The sequence below is a fragment of the Nevskia sp. genome (assembly GCF_023266035.1).
Lineage (GTDB): Bacteria > Pseudomonadota > Gammaproteobacteria > Nevskiales > Nevskiaceae > Nevskia.
In genome coordinates, this window is the sequence record NZ_JAHFRY010000119.1 from 1 (window position 1) to 14322 (window position 14322).

Sequence of the window (14322 nt, forward strand, 5' to 3'; positions counted from 1 at the left end):
CCACCGCGAAGATCGAGAAGGTGTATTCGCCGGCCGCCGATTTCGCGAAGCCCACCGGCAGGAACCCGGCGGCGGTGATCAGGGTGCCGGTCAGCATCGGGAAGGCGGTGGAGGTGTAGGCGAACGAGGCCGCTTTCAGCTTGTCGTAGCCCTCTTCGAGCTTCCGCGCCATCATTTCGACGGCGATGATGGCGTCGTCGACCAGCAGCCCGAGCGCCAGCACCAGCGCGCCGAGGGAAATCTTCTGCAACTGGATGCCGGCCCAGTCCATGGCCAGGAAAGTGACGCCGAGCACGAACGGAATGGTCAGCGCCACGACCATGCCGGTGCGCAGGCCGAGGCTGAAAAAGCTGACCACCAGCACGATGACCACGGCCTCGGCCAGCGACTGCACGAATTCACCGACGGCGCTCCTGACTACCTTCGGCTGATCGGTGACCTGATTGACCTCGATGCCGACCGGGAAGCTGCTGCGCAGCCGCGCCAGGGTGCTGTCGAGCTGCTCGCCAACCTTCAGCACATTGCTGTCCTTCTCCATCACGATGCCGAGGGCGATGGTTTCCTTGCCGCGATGGCGGATCTTCATCCGCGGCGGGTCCTCGTAACCGCGATAGACCTTGGCGAAATCGCCCAGCCGGAACGTCGAGCTGCCGACCCGGAAGCGGGTGTCCTCGATCGCCGCCAGATCGTCGTAAGCGCCGTCGACGCGAATGAACAGCGCCCGCTCCTCGGTGTTCAGCTGACCGGCGGGCACGACGATGTTCTGCCCTTTCAGGGCTTCGGCCAGCTGCGGGAAGCTGATGCCGAGCTGGGCGAACTTGCGGTACGAGAACTCGACGAAGATCTTCGGCTGCTGCTCGCCAAGCAGATCGACCTTCTCGACACCTTTCACCGCGCCGAACACCTTGCGCGCGGTGTCGACGTAATCCTTCAGCTCGGTATAGGTGAAGCCTTCGGCATGGAAGGCGTACATGGCGATGTAGGTATCGCCGAACTCATCGTTGAAGAACGGCCCCTGCACGCCTTGCGGCAACTGGCCCTGAACATCGCCGACCTTCTTGCGTACCTGGTACCAGACATTGCGCACGTCCTTCGGCGGTGTGTCCTCGCGCAGGAACACGAAGACCTGGGTTTCGCCGGGCTTGGAATAGCTCTGCGTACGATCCAGCCACGGCGTTTCCTCGAGCTTCTCCTCGATGCGATCGGTGACCTGCTGCTCCATCTCGGCCGCGGTGGCGCCCGGCCAGTAGGCGCGCACGACCATGATCCGGAAGGTGAACTCGGGATCTTCCTTCTGGCCGAGGTTCAGATAGGCGAACACGCCGCTGATCATCAGCAGCACCACGATGAAGCGGGTGAACGAGGCATGCTCGATCGCCCAGCGCGACAGATTGAAGCCGCCTTCCCCTTTTCCCGACGCAGCTTCTGGCTGATTCATGGCATTCAGCCTGCGGCGTCTGGAGCCACCGGCGGCGTCGCATCAGGCATCAGGCGCACCTTCTGGCCTTCGCGCAGCAGCGGCGCGCCAGCGGTGACCACGCGCTCGCCCGGTGCCAGTCCTTCGGCGATCAAGGCGCTGTTGCCATCGAAGCCGCTGAGCCGCACCGGCCGAAAGTGCACCTCACTGCTTGCTTCATCGAATACCCAGACGCCGTGCACACTCTTCTGCTCGGTATAGGCGGTCAGCGGCACGTGGATCAACGATGCCAGCTTCGGACCAGGAATACGGATGCTCGCAGTCATGCCGAGCTGCATCTCCGGCGGCGGCACATCCACCGTCACCCGCAGCGCATAGGTGCGCGTCGCCGGATCAGCGGACGACGCCAGCTCGCGAATGCGGCCAGGGAAATCACGGCCGTCGACGGTCCACAGCATCACCGTCACCAGTGCACCGGGCTTCAGCATCCCCAGCCCCTGCTCGGGCACGTTGGCCGCGATTTCCATGGTGCCGGCCCGCGCCAGCCGGACGATGGTCTGGCCCGCCGCGACCACCTGCCCGACTTCGGCATCGATCGCGGTGATCACGCCATCGGCATCGGCATGCAGCTGCGCGTAGCCGGTCTGGTTGCCGCTGACCCGGGCCTGCGCCTTTACCGACGCGAGTTGAGCTTCAGCGGCGGCAAAACGGGTCTGCTGACGATCGAACTCCGCGGCGCTGATGAAGCCGGTATCGAGCAGCTTGCGATAGCGTCCGAGGTCGGCTTTCTCGACCGCGAACTGCGCTTCCTGGGCAGCGACGGTGGCCTGGCTGGAAGCCTCATTGAGCGCCAGATCGGCGGGATCGAGTTGCAGCAGCAACTGACCCTTCTTGACCCGATCGCCAACGTTGACCTTGCGCTGATCGATCTTGCCGGTCACCCGGAAACCGAGGTTCGATTCGTAACGCGGCCGCACTTCACCCGCGTAGATATTGCGAGCGTCGATCGCACCCGGCGCTGCGACGATGGTGCGCACCGAGCGCACTTCCTCGACTACGACTGGCGGCTTGCTGCAGGCCGACAACAGCAACAAGGCGATCAGGCGAGTGAAAACAGGAACAGATTTCAGCGTTCGCAGCACGCCGGACTGGTGCTCGGTGACGGTCATGCTCGCTCCCTGCAGCGCGGTCAGCGATTCGTTCCGGCCCGAAGCGGGTCGTTGATGAAACGCTGTTATTCGTTATTGGAAATTGACATGTGCGACCGTCGAGTCACTTCGGTCTGAGTAGGAGCGAGGCGACCAGAAACTCGGCCATCAGCGCCGCTTGGCGGCCGCGATCCTGCGAAAAACGTTCAGCGACGATCTGCGGATGGCAGAACGGAATCACCGCGTTGAACACGCACTGGCAGCTTTCCTCGACGTGCTCGGCCACGAACTCGCCGCTGCGCACGCCGTCTTCGATGACCAGACGGAAGCAGGCGCGGATCCGTTCGATGTGCGCGTCGATGACGCTCCACTGTTCGTCCATCGCCTTGATGACGATCTCGTGAACCTTGGATTCATTGAGGTATTGCTCGCAGGCGAAGCGATGACCTTCCATGATCAGGCGCTTCAGACGATCCGCCGCCGGGCGCGTTTCGCGGGCGATACCGAGCGACATCGCTTCCATCCGCGCGAGCACCACTTCGGTGATCGCTTCGTTGATCGCCGCCTTGCTCTCGAAGAAGCGATAGACGTTGGCCGGCGACATCTCGCAGGCCTGGGCGACATCGGCGACGGTGGTCTTGGAATAACCGAAGGCCCGGAACAGACGTTCGGCCTCGGTCAGGATGCGGTCCCGGATGTCGGGCTGGGTAATGGCAGCGCTTCTCATGTGACGAGTATCGAAAACCGTCAGTCATACGTCAACAAGGGATATTCCCTCTGTCGCAATAGGCGGTAGCAATGCGCGACGCAGCGCGTTACGGTGTCACCATCCTCGAGTTTTTCGCCATGTCCGCCAACAACGCCTACACCCGCCCCGCGATTGCGCTGCACTGGTTGATGGCGCTGATGATCATCGGCGGCTTCGCAGTCGGCCTGTACATGACCGGGCTGCGCTTAAGCCCGGACAAGCTCAAGCTGTATTCCTGGCACAAATGGAGCGGCATCACAGTGCTGGCACTGGCGCTGATCCGCATCGGCTGGCGCCTGCGCCATCCGGTGCCGGCGCCGCTGCCCGGCCAGCCCCTTTGGCAGCTACGTGCCGCGCACTACACGCACCTCGCGCTGTATGTGCTGATCCTGGCGATTCCGCTCAGTGGCTGGCTATACAGCTCGGCTTCGGGCTATCCGGTGGTCTATCTCGGCATCAAGGCGCTGCGCCTGCCGGACTTGGTGGCCAAGGACAAGGAACTGGCGACGGCGCTGAAACAAGTCCATGAGTTACTGAACTGGACGATGGCCGCGTTGGTCACAGTGCACGCTGCCGCTGCACTCAAGCATCATCTGATCGATCGGGACGGCACGCTGCGCCGCATGCTGCCGTCCCGCTGAACATTACCAATCGAGACCCGATCGCCCCATGCACCTCCGATCCGTAGCCGCCACCCTCGCGCTGGCGAGCCTGATCTCCGCACCTGCCGCTTTCGCCGCTGAACGCGCCATCGACGCGGCCAAAAGCTCGATCAGCGCCGAGTTCACCCAAATGAGCGTGCCGGTCAACGCGCCGTTCAAGAAGTTCAGCGGCGGCGTCGATCTCGATCCCGCCAAGCCGGCCGAGGCACGCGCCCATTTCGATATCGATACCGCGAGCTTCGATATCGGCGATGACGATTACAACGCCGAAGTCCGCAAGCCGGAGTGGTTCGACACCGCGAAGTTTCCCAAAGCGAGCTTCGTAGCCAGCGGCCTGAAACCGACCACGCCGGGCAACTTCGAAGCCAGCGGCAAACTCAGCCTGAAGGGCAAGACCATCGAGCTGAAAGTGCCGGTCACCGCCAAGACCGAAGGCGGCTTGACCACGTACAGCGGCACCGTGTCGATCTCCCGCAAGGCCTTCGCGATCGGCAGTGCCAGCTGGGATGACACCGTCGAAGACACGGTGAAGATCCGCTTCCGCATCGCCGTGCCCGCCGCAGGCTGATATCCCGCATCACCGATTCGCCGCAAGCTGTTTTCGAAGTCAAGACTGACAAGGAGCCCCCAACATGCTGAACCTCAAGAACACGCTGCTTCCCGCCGCCCTGCTGCTCGCCTGCGGTGCCGCGCTCGCTGCGCCCGAGAGCTACACGATCGATTCCAGCCACACCTATCCGAGCTTCAAGGCCGCGCACATCGGCGGCATCTCGTTCTGGCGCGGCAAGATCGACAAGAACAGCGGTGCGGTGGTGCTCGATCGGGCGGCCAAGACCGGTTCGATCGAAATCCTGATGGACATGACCTCGATCGACTTCGGCCTCGACAAGATGAACGAGCACGCCAAGAAGGAAGACTTCTTCGATGTCGCCAAGTATCCGACGGCCACCTACAAGTCGACCAAGCTGACCTTCACCGGTGACACCCTGACTGCCGTCGACGGCGACCTGACCCTGCACGGCGTGACCAAGCCGGTGCGTCTGACGGTCAACCAGTTCAAGTGCATTCCGCATCCGTTCTACAAGCGCGAAGTCTGCGGCGCCGATGCCAGCGCCACGATCGATCGCACCGATTTCGGCGTCAGCTACGGCGTCGGCAAGGCGATTCCGGACGGCAAGGTGACCCTGGAAATCCAGGTCGAAGCCTTGAAGGACGAAGCAGCAGGCCCTGCCGGCTAAGCGAGCATTCGATGTTCCGCTCCTTCTGATCTGGAGAAGGAGCGGCATCCGCAGACCAAAAACCACGGCGCCTGCCAAGACCGCACTGACCCGCGTGCTCGTCGACGATCAGGATTTCGACAAGTTCTTCATCGACAGCATTCCGCTCGATCGCTGGGGCGAAGCCAAAGACGTCGCCGACCTGGCCGTGTTCCTGGCCTCGGAAGAGTCCAGCTACATCCATGGCGATCTGATTCGCCTGGATGGTGGAGAAACACTGTGCCGCTATTCGGTGTGAGCGACGCTCGGCTTGTGCGTTCGCGCTGAACGCAGAAGCCAGGGGCAGGCGGCTTTTTTTGGCGAGCGCCTATCCGAGATTGGCAGCGATCTCGAGCCGCGAGTCGCGGTAATCCTTGGGGCTCATGCCGAATTCGTCCCGGAATCGACGTGCAAAGTGCGTGGCATTTTGGAAGCCTGCGGAATAGGCGATGTCGATGATCTTCCGGCCCTGCATCCGGGGATTCTCCAGATCGAGGCGACAGCGAAGCAAGCGCTTGTGCACGACATACTGGAACGCCGTCGTGCCTGTGCTCTTGAACAGCCAGTGCAGATAGCGAACGGAAATTCGGGTGCCATTGGCAATGGTGGCCGGCGAGAGTTCCGGATCTTCGAGATGGGCCTCGATGTAGCCACGAACCTGCTCCATCTGGACTTCGCGCAGCGAGGTCGAGATCGCTAGCTGAGGCTCCTCGAGCGCGGTGACCAGCAAGCCGATCGCCGATTCGGTCAGGCCATCGCTCTGGCTGAAGGCACCGCTCATGAACATCGGCGACACCGAACAAACGTATGACGCCATCAGCTTGGCGGCGTTCGAATCCTTGTCGAGCTTGTGCCGTATCGAGTGCCAACTCCGGGGTAGCCAGCTCTGCAGACGCGCCAGCGGCAGCAGCACCGAAACCTTGTGCAGACTCTCCATCACCTGAAACCGCATTGGCCGGGTGGTATCCCAGATCAGCAGGTCTCCGGGCGTCAGCACGATCTGCTCGTTCTCGAAGGAGATATGTTCGCGTCCCTGCAGGACCAGCTGGATGCCCAGCACCTCGCGCGTATCCAGAGACATCTCGGATCCGGTACGCGTCGCGCCGCAGGGATCGCATCGGCAATCCACCACCTGGAAGCCGGAAACGACGCGGTGTCTGATGCTTGCCGCAAACGCGTCGCTGGGCTTGCCGTCGAACCGGAAGGCGCCATAGACCTGCTGCAGCTTGCTTTCCCACTCCTCGTAAGAGTCTCGCCGTGGGTGAGCCGCCGTAGACCACTCCGTTGCGCTGGCAGTCATTGTGCTTTCCTCCTCCAGCGAGCGGCACCGTTCATGCGGCGTCCTGCTCGTGACTTCCACTGTACCGTCATCAGTGTCGTTCGTAAGAACTCGTGGTTTCCGCTTGCACGGAAACGCACACGGAATGGCACCCGTGGCAACGAGCCACCTCCAGTCGCTGCCTATCCTTCAGCAGCCCTGTCGACCTGATTGGCTATGTCGCACGGCAGCAGCAATCGGACCAGCCAGAGGAGCCATCATGAAAAGCCAGACGCCCGAAGAGTATGTGCAGATCGACGCCCAGCCCTGGGCACCGTTCCCCGATGTCTTGTCGACAGGCGGAATACGCTGGAAATTGCTGCACGTATCTCCCGAGATGGGTGCCTGGACCGCGATTTTCGACTGCCCGAAGGGATCGTCCTTCAACGCCCATGTCCACCAGGGGCCGGGCGAGTACCTGCTGACCAAGGGGCTTATGGACGTTCGCGGCGGCAAGGCGAATGGTGGCGATACGGCCGTTGCGCCGGGCTACGGTTACGAATCCTCAGGCGCCCGTCACGACCAGACCAGCTTTCCGGTCGACAGCGAGTTCTTCATGACTTTCCTCGGCCCTCTGCTGTTCGTCACGCCGGAAGGCAATCCGATCGTGGCCGTGGGCTGGAAAGAGGCGCAGGGCGCATGGCACGCGTTCCTGGAGTCCCAGGCCGGGATCAAGAAAGCGGCCTGAGGCAAGAACCGATGTACCAACAGGAAGGCGCATCGCCGCACTGCGCTGCGCCTTCCTCGATCAACCCGCCGTGTGGGTGACGAGGCGAGCCGAGTTCTCGGCAGACAGCACCTCGATCCAGTAACCATCCGGATCCTTGATGAAAGCCAATCCTTTCATCTTTCCATCGTTCGGACGCTTCACGAACTCGACGCCGTTGGCGCTGAAATGATCGCAGGCAGCATCCACATCCGGCACGGTGATGCCGATGTGTCCAAAGCCGCGCGGCTCACTGTTGCCATTGTGATAGCCCGCGAAGCCGTCATCCGATTCCGTGCCCCAGTTGTGGGTCAATTCGATCGCACCTTTCTGCCGGAACGTGAATACAGCGCGGGCCAGCCGATCTTCCGGCAGCGGGCCGTCTTCCGCTCGCAGATAGCCGATGAAGTACAGGCTGAACTTCATGTCGGGAAAATCGAAACGATCCAACAGCGTCATCCCCAGAACATCGCGATAGAACGCGATCGATTTCTCGGGATCGCGAATGCGCAGCATCGTCTGGCTGAGGATGAAGTCCTGGGTGACGGCCGGGGCCGCTTGAGTGGTTGTATGAGTCGTCATATGCAATCCATGTTCGAGAAAGTTTTATGGGGACAAACACCCTACTTCATCGAAGCACTGCCGCGAACGTACTGCCAGCAACGCAAGGCCGTGCGGCTTGCAGTGCAACGGGCGCAGTCTGGAACTTGCAGATGCAGCGAATCGATTCGCATTGATTCGCGAGATCAAGCACGGCGTGTTGCCGTTTCGCGCAAACAAGAACCCGACGTTCCATCTCTCTCGTCCTTAATTCAACCCCCGGCGGCTTCCGCCGCTTCGAATCCCGCTCTCTGCGTTCACGTCGCACAAATGAAAAAGCCCCATTCAAGGGGCTTTTTCATTTGTGTGGCGGAGAGAGCGTCCGCCTATTACGTGTCGTCCGGAATCGGCTTTGATCGCATAAATCCTCGCCAAACCATTGCTCTAGGCCTGATTACCGTCTACAACTGTCGGAATTGACGAGTCCCAATCGTCCTTTTCTTGATGGGTACGCTGATGGGTAGGAAAACCAAGGCCTTGACCGCTCTCGACGTGAAGCGGCTTGTCGAACCGGGCATGCACTTCGTTGGCGAGGTGCCTGGCCTCGCCCTGCAGGTGCATTCGGCAACCAGCCGGAGCTGGGTGCTCCGCGTGATGGTCGGCGGCAAGCGCCGCGATCATGGCCTCGGGGGTTACCCCGCTGTGACCCTCGCTGATGCGAAGACAGCTGCCAGAGAGGCACGCGATCGCATCAAGCGGGGTATCGACCCCATCGAGGAGAAGCGCGGAGAGCGCGCACGGCTGGCGGCGCAGCAAGCCCGGACCATGACCTTCGATGCCTGCGCGAAGGCTTACATCGCCGCGCACGCGCCGAGCTGGAGTAACTCGAAGCACATCGACCAATGGCGCAACACGCTCGAAGCCTATGCATCGCCCGTCATCGGCGCCGTCGATGTGGGCGCGGTCGACCAGGCCATGGTCTTGCGGATCCTGGAGCCGATCTGGAGCACCAAGACAGAGACAGCGACCAGGCTGCGCGGCCGCGTCGAAAGCATCCTCGACTGGGCCACCGTTCGCGAGTACCGGACCGGCGAGAACCCGGCGCGCTGGCGCGGCCGTCTCGACAAGCTCCTGGCGAAGCCTTCGAAGGTCAGGAAGGCGAAGCATCACGCCGCCCTGCCCTATGTGCAGCTCGGCGCGTTCATGAAGCGGCTGCGGGACGTCGAGGGGCTAGGCGCGCGTGCCCTTGAGTTCGCCATCCTGACCGCGGCGCGATCCGGAGAGGTCCGCGGCGCCCGACGCTCCGAGATCGATCGCGAGGGCCGGTTGTGGACAATTCCGGCCGGCAGGATGAAGGCTGGCCGCGAGCACCGGGTTCCGCTCTCTGAGCAAGCCATAGCGCTCCTGGATGCCCTGCCGGAGCTCGACGCGGATCTGCTGTTCCCAGGCCGCACGAGCGGCATGCTCTCGGACATGACCCTTTCGGCTGTGCTTCGGCGTCTGAAGGTCGACGCGACGGTGCATGGATTCCGGTCGACCTTTCGCGACTGGGCGGCCGAACAGACCAACTTCCCGAACGAGGTCGCCGAGATGGCGCTGGCGCACACGGTCTCGGACAAGGTCGAGGCTGCCTACAGGCGCGGCGACCTGTTTGTGAAGCGCCAGAAGATGATGGAATCTTGGGCCGGCTACATGGACACGGTGCGGAGCGATCGCAAGGTCATCGTCGGCAACTTCGGGAGGGTGGCCTGATGGCCAAGCTGTACGTCATCCAAGGAACGAAGCCACCGGACACGCCGGCTCAGAAGGTGCGCAACCGCATCAAGGCTCTGCCGAAGCCTGCCTCGATGATCCAGTGCCACCGCTGCGGCGGCCGTGAAGTCATCGAGACCAAGATCGGCGTGATGTTCAAGAACGGTCGCCCTTCAGGCGGCACCAAGAATCTGATCTGCGCCACCTGTCATCGAAATGGCGAGCGCGTAGTGCTCGCCTGAATCGAGATCTCAAGCCATGACCAGCGCCGACCACCGCGTGAACTACAGCGTGCTTGACCTGTACGTCGTGGGATCGCGCATGACCGACGACTTCGACGAGGAAGCTGCAGTCGACTACTTCCTCGAGCTACATCCGGAAGCGGATCGCGATGCAGTCCGAGCGGAACTCGATCGAGAGCTGGCCAAGCTCTGACAGCCGGGCAGATTCACGGGGCGCCTGGTTTGGCTCCTATTGACTCCGCCATCGCTTCCTTTCGATCAAAGACTTAGACGCGAGCAACGGCGCTACCCATCGCGCCGTCCATCACCGCGGATGCGAAATCACGCTTCGAAGAGCTTCAACGCTAAGCAGACGGCCCATACCTTCAGCCAGCAAGAACCATTTCGACAAGCGCGTTGCCGTCGGCCAGCCAGGCATGTACGTCGACAAACCACTGTCCGCCGACCTTCTTAGACGGCACCACCTTGGTCTGAAGCCAGCGAGCGCGGGTGCCAGCTGAGGGCCGGCTGCCCTCTTCGAAATACCGAAGGAAGAAACGATCAGCCTTCATGAGCAGCATGTTCAAAGTGCCCGCTTCTTGGAGATCTTGGTGCGGCCATTTGAGCTGGCTTTCCGGTAAGCCTCGGGATTCACTGCAACCGCCATCTGCATCGCAAACTTGGGATCGCTTGCGATCACCCGTTCGAAGACCTGCATGAGGGACTCGAACTTGGTCTCGATTCGATTCGACAAGGCGTGCTCAGTTTCGATGTCGAACGACATCTCGAGACGCGCGATCAATTCCGCGTTCATGGATCGGCCATTCGCCTTTGCGGACTCGGCAATGCGATCCCGAAGCGCTTCGGTCATTCGCAGCTTGAACTGGGGGTCTTCTCTAGACATGCCCCAATTGTGGACCACCGTGGTTTTGACAACAATGAACCACCGTGGTTTATTAGGCGCAAAGGAACCACGGTGGTTCTATTCGGAGAGGACATGAAACGAAGTGATCCGCAGCTGAAGGTGAGGCTGCCTCCAGACCTGCTGAGTTGGCTGAAGGACTCGGCAGAACGCAATCAAAGAAGTCAGAACGGCGAGCTTGTCTCGCTGCTTCGCCGGGCAAAGGCTTCAGAAACGAAGAACCCCGCACATCCCTGATCGCTTGGCGGCAGGAAGGGATGGCGGGGCGGCGGCACCAACTTTCGGAGGTAACCACGCATGAAATCTAACACGGTTCAGAAGGGCTTTGATCGGCAGCCAGTGGCTGTTGTGACGTCAATCACGCGCAGCGGCGCATCGAAGCGCAAGCCGCGGCGCAAGGTCAGCACCACGGCATCCGCAGTGCACCCCTGCGGCGAGTTCTTCCGCTTCCGCACCCTGCAGCGCCGGCTGGCGCAGGTGAGCGCATGAACCGCCCTGCAGAGGGGCTGTTCAAAGCCGGCGATCGGGCAATTCCGAAGAACCGGATGAATCAAGCACCGGTCACGCAGATAGACCACCTGTTCCCCGTCGGCAACGTCGAGCTCTGCATCAAGGCTGGAACGGATATCTGCGATTGCCTTGAAGACGTGAACATGTTCACGAGCCAGGTATCGCGAACGCTCGCCGAGCTCGTCCGGGAACGCACCGGGAGCTTCCTCGAGGTGGATCAGGAGGTCATCTGGGGAATGAGCCACATGCTCAACCTCGTCAATGGGATCAGTCAGGCCGCGTCGAGGGGCCTGTTGGCGGGCGAAGTAGACCCCGCCTTGCAGCAGGGAGAAAAGTCATGAGTCAAGCCCAACCGAAGCGTGCCCAAACGTCGCAGCGGGAAATGCTGCTGACCTCGAAAGACCGTGCAGTCACGATCGGCAACTTCGATCTATGTATCCCGCAGGGGGTCGAAGTTAACGGATGCCTGGAGTACGCCCAAATGTTCCTCTACAGCGCCGAAGAGGCATTGCAAGAACTCACGGCCGAAAAGTCCGAAGACGATAGATTTCCGGTCAGCGCGCTGCGGTGCGTGAGGTACACCCTCGCCCTTGCGGCAGCGATGAACGAAACGGCACACGCCGAGCTGCTGTCTGCCGGCCTTCTGCACGCGCGAGGTGCAGCGTGAGCGGGGCAGCGGTGGCGCCGGCCGGCATGCTTCAGCTTTCGCGAACCGAGGTCAAGGCGATTCGCAAAGCCCTGCTGATCGGGCTCGATTCCTATGGCGAGATCCAAAGGCTTCTCAACGAAGCCGAATTCCGGAGAGCATACGGCGGTGCTGATCTCGGTGATCTCGCCGCTCTCGACACCGGAAGCCCCGACACGATCTGCGAATTCGCCTTGGCACTGACCTACCTCGAAGCCCATGGCTGACTCCGGCAAACCTGCTGCTGAGCGCCTTGGCAGCAGGCGCGCCGGCCGCCGCAGGACTTCGTTCACAATGCAGTCGCTGCAACTGCCGCACCTAGCCCGACGGGGCGAAAAGCCGGTCACCTTCCCGGCCTGGTGTGGCATCTTTTCGGAGGCCACGCTGAGGTGCGTGATGGTAGAGAGGCCTGCAAGACATTCCGAAGGCTGGATGGCTTTTGATCCATTCGAGACGTTCATTCGAGACACCCAGGGTGTCTTCTTCGGCCCAGACGGCTCGGTCGTTTTTGAACTGAGCGACGATCCGGGAAAACGAGGGGACCAACGCGGTTTATGGCTACAGTGCCGTATCGCGGCCGGATTGCTTAATTTAAAAACGCGTGCGGATTTCGACGATTCGGAGATTGATTGGGCGGAAACTCTCGAAGCCTACAGCTCGAAAAGACCAGACGATTTGTATCGCGAGCAATCAGCAGATGGTGTACGCAAGAATCGCGAACTATTTGTCCTTTTGTATCTGCAGGCGAAAGATCCAAGTGAAGATCACTTAGAGTTGTTTGTCCCCTACCTCGCAGTGCAGGCTCTGAAAGAATTCGACGAAGCCCTTGGATACGTCATGTCCGGGAGCAACGGCGGAGTAGCTTGCACTGCCATGGGATCGCTCTATCTGTCTTTTGCAACCCAATGTGCGCAGCTCAGCGGCCGTGAAATAGTGGCACGCGAGATTGGAAGAAAAGGAGCAGTGGCAAACTTTCAAGAAATGGCGAATCAGCGTTGGGCAGCCGATCCAACCCGAGATGATTGGCAAATGATCCGATCATGCTTTGAGCAATGGCAGAAAAATCCTGCCAACTACTCGGGTGTGCCGGCCTTTGCCCAGGACATGCTGAGCAAGGTAAGCAAGCTGAAGAGCGGCGTATACATTGAGAGAAGGGTTCGAGATTGGATAAAAACTTTGAACTCAACCTAATCCTGAGAACACAATGCGTCGCATGATGTGCATCATGCGGCATTGTGATCATCATGCGACGCATGATGCCGTAGAACATTTTAAAACAGAAATAAATAATCCATTCCGACACATTCAAAGTCGGAGTGACGGATGGAAACGAAGCGGCAGCACAGGCATCAAGAGCAGCTGACTAAGTTCGATCAGCTGCCCGATTCGGGACTGGTACCGGTGACAGTCGTCGCCGGTCTTCTCAGCCTCAACAAGGGGACGTGCTGGGCACACGTCAAGGCAGGCACGCTGCCCGCCCCGATCCGCATCGGCGGCGCCAGCCGGTGGCGTGTAGGTGACCTTCGGCAGATGCTTGCCAAGGCCGCTGCATGAACTCGCTTGACCAGTTTGAGCGTGAGTCCGCCAGGCTGCTGATGGGAGCAACCAAGAGCCTGCAGGACGTCTTCGATCACCTGCAGCTGGATGCCAGGGAGCGAGATCTCCTCTCCCGCGCCGCGCTGAACTATGGCGAGGCTATGAGCAGCGTTCGCCACGCCGATTGGATGCGAGCAATCACCTCGGCAGCCGCCGCTCAGGAGCCCTCCGCTGAGGCGCGGAGTACAGAATCATGACCCCCCCGACTTCGCCGGAGGTCAAGGCCAGCCGCGCAGCGCTGCGCAAAGCTCTTACAGCTGCCGGCCTGCCCTTGAAAGCTCAGTTCGATCTGTATCGAATTGCCAACGCTTACGCGCACAACATGGGCCGTGCGTACTCCAAGACAACGCTCGAGGGGATCGCCGCACGCATGGGGCCGCTGCCATGACGGTCGAACTTCACGTCGAATACGACCGCGCGAATCAGGCCCTACGCGACGCTGTGGCAGCACTTGGGCTCGGACCCTCAGCAGCCGTAGCCCTCTTGGCCGCAGCGCACGCCTGCGGCCGCGCCAGAGCCCGCCTGGAGATCGCTACTGCCGATCCCTTGGCACTTGGGCCGCTGCCACCGAAGCAGACGCCGGCGGAGATGTACGCAGCATGAGCACTCTGATCATGGGCAAGGTCTGGCCGCTGCGCATGAGCTCGGCGCAGAAGGCCGTGGCGATCTCGCTTGCCGACCAGGCCAACGACTCCGGCGTTTGCTGGCCATCGGTCTCGACCCTATCGAATCGCACCTGCCTAAGCGAGCGGGCCGTGCAGGCGGCGCTCCGCGATCTGGAAACACTCCGGTTCTTGGCTCGAATCTTCCGCCAAGGACACTCGACTCACTACCACCTTAC

At 61.3% G+C, this 14322-nt stretch carries 25 protein-coding genes; 18 read left to right on the plus strand and 7 right to left on the minus strand.

The window, feature by feature from the left end; translation table 11 throughout:
• From Q0D45_RS16645 to Q0D45_RS16655, 3 genes are all read right to left on the minus strand, one after another.
• On the minus strand, positions 1-1438 hold a 1438-nt coding region (locus Q0D45_RS16645; RefSeq protein WP_293395265.1), incomplete at its 3' end, for an efflux RND transporter permease subunit.
• A gap of 5 nt (positions 1439-1443) precedes the next feature.
• Entirely contained in the window at positions 1444-2586 is a 1143-nt protein-coding gene (locus Q0D45_RS16650; RefSeq protein ID WP_293395268.1) for an efflux RND transporter periplasmic adaptor subunit, read from the minus strand.
• 103 nt (positions 2587-2689) lie between these two features.
• On the minus strand, positions 2690-3292 hold the full coding sequence (locus tag Q0D45_RS16655) for a TetR family transcriptional regulator (RefSeq protein WP_293395271.1): 603 nt from the start codon (positions 3290-3292) through the stop codon (positions 2690-2692).
• Positions 3293-3411: 119 nt separating this feature from the next.
• On the opposite strand from Q0D45_RS16655, the gene Q0D45_RS16660 reads away from it, so the two are divergent.
• The 4 genes from Q0D45_RS16660 (at position 3412) to Q0D45_RS16675 (ending at position 5490) form a co-directional block, all read left to right on the plus strand.
• Entirely contained in the window at positions 3412-3954 is a 543-nt protein-coding gene (locus Q0D45_RS16660; RefSeq protein WP_293395274.1) for a cytochrome b, read from the plus strand.
• Positions 3955-3982: 28 nt separating this feature from the next.
• Positions 3983-4543: a YceI family protein gene (locus Q0D45_RS16665; RefSeq protein WP_293395277.1), complete on the plus strand. Its 561-nt coding sequence runs from the start codon at positions 3983-3985 to the stop codon at positions 4541-4543.
• 64 nt (positions 4544-4607) lie between these two features.
• Positions 4608-5213 carry a YceI family protein gene (locus tag Q0D45_RS16670; protein WP_293395281.1) on the plus strand — a complete coding sequence of 202 codons (606 nt, stop codon included), beginning with the start codon at positions 4608-4610 and terminating at the stop codon, positions 5211-5213.
• A 46-nt stretch (positions 5214-5259) separates the two neighbouring features.
• Positions 5260-5490 (plus strand): SDR family oxidoreductase, encoded by a 231-nt coding sequence (locus Q0D45_RS16675; RefSeq protein ID WP_293395335.1) that lies wholly within the window; start codon positions 5260-5262, stop codon positions 5488-5490.
• A gap of 69 nt (positions 5491-5559) precedes the next feature.
• Here the strand turns inward: Q0D45_RS16675 and Q0D45_RS16680 are convergent, their stop codons facing one another.
• Entirely contained in the window at positions 5560-6531 is a 972-nt protein-coding gene (locus Q0D45_RS16680) for a helix-turn-helix domain-containing protein (RefSeq protein ID WP_293395284.1), read from the minus strand.
• 238 nt (positions 6532-6769) lie between these two features.
• Here Q0D45_RS16680 and Q0D45_RS16685 point away from each other — a divergent pair, with 238 nt between their 5' ends.
• Positions 6770-7237, plus strand: coding sequence for a 2,4'-dihydroxyacetophenone dioxygenase family protein (locus tag Q0D45_RS16685; RefSeq protein WP_293395287.1), 468 nt, complete (start codon positions 6770-6772; stop codon positions 7235-7237).
• Positions 7238-7297: 60 nt separating this feature from the next.
• Here Q0D45_RS16685 and gloA read toward each other — a convergent pair whose 3' ends face one another.
• Positions 7298-7837: a lactoylglutathione lyase gene (gene gloA / locus Q0D45_RS16690; RefSeq protein ID WP_293395290.1), complete on the minus strand. Its 540-nt coding sequence runs from the start codon at positions 7835-7837 to the stop codon at positions 7298-7300.
• Positions 7838-8332: 495 nt separating this feature from the next.
• On the opposite strand from gloA, the gene Q0D45_RS16695 reads away from it, so the two are divergent.
• From Q0D45_RS16695 to Q0D45_RS16705, 3 genes are read left to right on the plus strand one after another with little or no spacing between them, the layout of a single operon-like run.
• Positions 8333-9547, plus strand: a complete 1215-nt coding sequence (locus tag Q0D45_RS16695; protein ID WP_293395294.1) for a site-specific integrase — start codon at positions 8333-8335, stop codon at positions 9545-9547.
• A complete protein-coding gene (locus tag Q0D45_RS16700; RefSeq protein ID WP_293395296.1) occupies positions 9547-9789 on the plus strand; it encodes a hypothetical protein in 243 nt (80 codons plus the stop codon). The genes Q0D45_RS16695 and Q0D45_RS16700 overlap by 1 nt, the downstream gene beginning before the upstream one ends.
• 16 nt (positions 9790-9805) lie before the next feature.
• Positions 9806-9982: a hypothetical protein gene (locus Q0D45_RS16705; RefSeq protein WP_293395299.1), complete on the plus strand. Its 177-nt coding sequence runs from the start codon at positions 9806-9808 to the stop codon at positions 9980-9982.
• Positions 9983-10154: 172 nt separating this feature from the next.
• On the opposite strand, the gene Q0D45_RS16710 is transcribed toward Q0D45_RS16705, so the two are convergent.
• Complete coding sequence (locus tag Q0D45_RS16710) at positions 10155-10349, minus strand: hypothetical protein (protein WP_293395302.1); 195 nt, start codon at positions 10347-10349, stop codon at positions 10155-10157.
• A 2-nt stretch (positions 10350-10351) separates the two neighbouring features.
• A complete protein-coding gene (locus Q0D45_RS16715) occupies positions 10352-10672 on the minus strand; it encodes an Arc family DNA-binding protein (RefSeq protein ID WP_293395305.1) in 321 nt (106 codons plus the stop codon).
• 93 nt (positions 10673-10765) lie between these two features.
• Here Q0D45_RS16715 and Q0D45_RS21685 point away from each other — a divergent pair, with 93 nt between their 5' ends.
• The 10 genes from Q0D45_RS21685 to Q0D45_RS16760 all read left to right on the plus strand — a co-directional run.
• The gene (locus Q0D45_RS21685; RefSeq protein ID WP_366946486.1) at positions 10766-10927 is read left to right on the plus strand and encodes an Arc family DNA-binding protein; all 162 of its coding nucleotides are present in this window, start codon (positions 10766-10768) and stop codon (positions 10925-10927) included.
• A gap of 111 nt (positions 10928-11038) precedes the next feature.
• The gene (locus Q0D45_RS16720; RefSeq protein WP_293395308.1) at positions 11039-11179 is read left to right on the plus strand and encodes a hypothetical protein; all 141 of its coding nucleotides are present in this window, start codon (positions 11039-11041) and stop codon (positions 11177-11179) included.
• A complete protein-coding gene (locus tag Q0D45_RS16725) occupies positions 11176-11541 on the plus strand; it encodes a hypothetical protein (RefSeq protein WP_293395311.1) in 366 nt (121 codons plus the stop codon). The genes Q0D45_RS16720 and Q0D45_RS16725 overlap by 4 nt, the downstream gene beginning before the upstream one ends.
• A complete protein-coding gene (locus Q0D45_RS16730; protein WP_293395314.1) occupies positions 11538-11867 on the plus strand; it encodes a hypothetical protein in 330 nt (109 codons plus the stop codon). Before Q0D45_RS16725 ends, Q0D45_RS16730 begins: the two co-directional genes overlap by 4 nt.
• The gene (locus tag Q0D45_RS16735; RefSeq protein ID WP_293395317.1) at positions 11864-12112 is read left to right on the plus strand and encodes a hypothetical protein; all 249 of its coding nucleotides are present in this window, start codon (positions 11864-11866) and stop codon (positions 12110-12112) included. The genes Q0D45_RS16730 and Q0D45_RS16735 overlap by 4 nt, the downstream gene beginning before the upstream one ends.
• A complete protein-coding gene (locus Q0D45_RS16740; RefSeq protein WP_293395320.1) occupies positions 12105-13076 on the plus strand; it encodes a hypothetical protein in 972 nt (323 codons plus the stop codon). The genes Q0D45_RS16735 and Q0D45_RS16740 overlap by 8 nt, the downstream gene beginning before the upstream one ends.
• Positions 13077-13208: 132 nt before the next feature.
• Positions 13209-13439, plus strand: a complete 231-nt coding sequence (locus Q0D45_RS16745; RefSeq protein ID WP_293395323.1) for a hypothetical protein — start codon at positions 13209-13211, stop codon at positions 13437-13439.
• Positions 13436-13678 (plus strand): hypothetical protein, encoded by a 243-nt coding sequence (locus Q0D45_RS16750; RefSeq protein WP_293395326.1) that lies wholly within the window; start codon positions 13436-13438, stop codon positions 13676-13678. The genes Q0D45_RS16745 and Q0D45_RS16750 overlap by 4 nt, the downstream gene beginning before the upstream one ends.
• Positions 13675-13869 carry a hypothetical protein gene (locus Q0D45_RS16755; protein WP_293395329.1) on the plus strand — a complete coding sequence of 65 codons (195 nt, stop codon included), beginning with the start codon at positions 13675-13677 and terminating at the stop codon, positions 13867-13869. The genes Q0D45_RS16750 and Q0D45_RS16755 overlap by 4 nt, the downstream gene beginning before the upstream one ends.
• 211 nt (positions 13870-14080) lie before the next feature.
• Positions 14081-14322, plus strand: a 242-nt coding sequence (locus tag Q0D45_RS16760; protein ID WP_293395332.1) for a helix-turn-helix domain-containing protein, incomplete at its 3' end; no start/stop codon positions are given.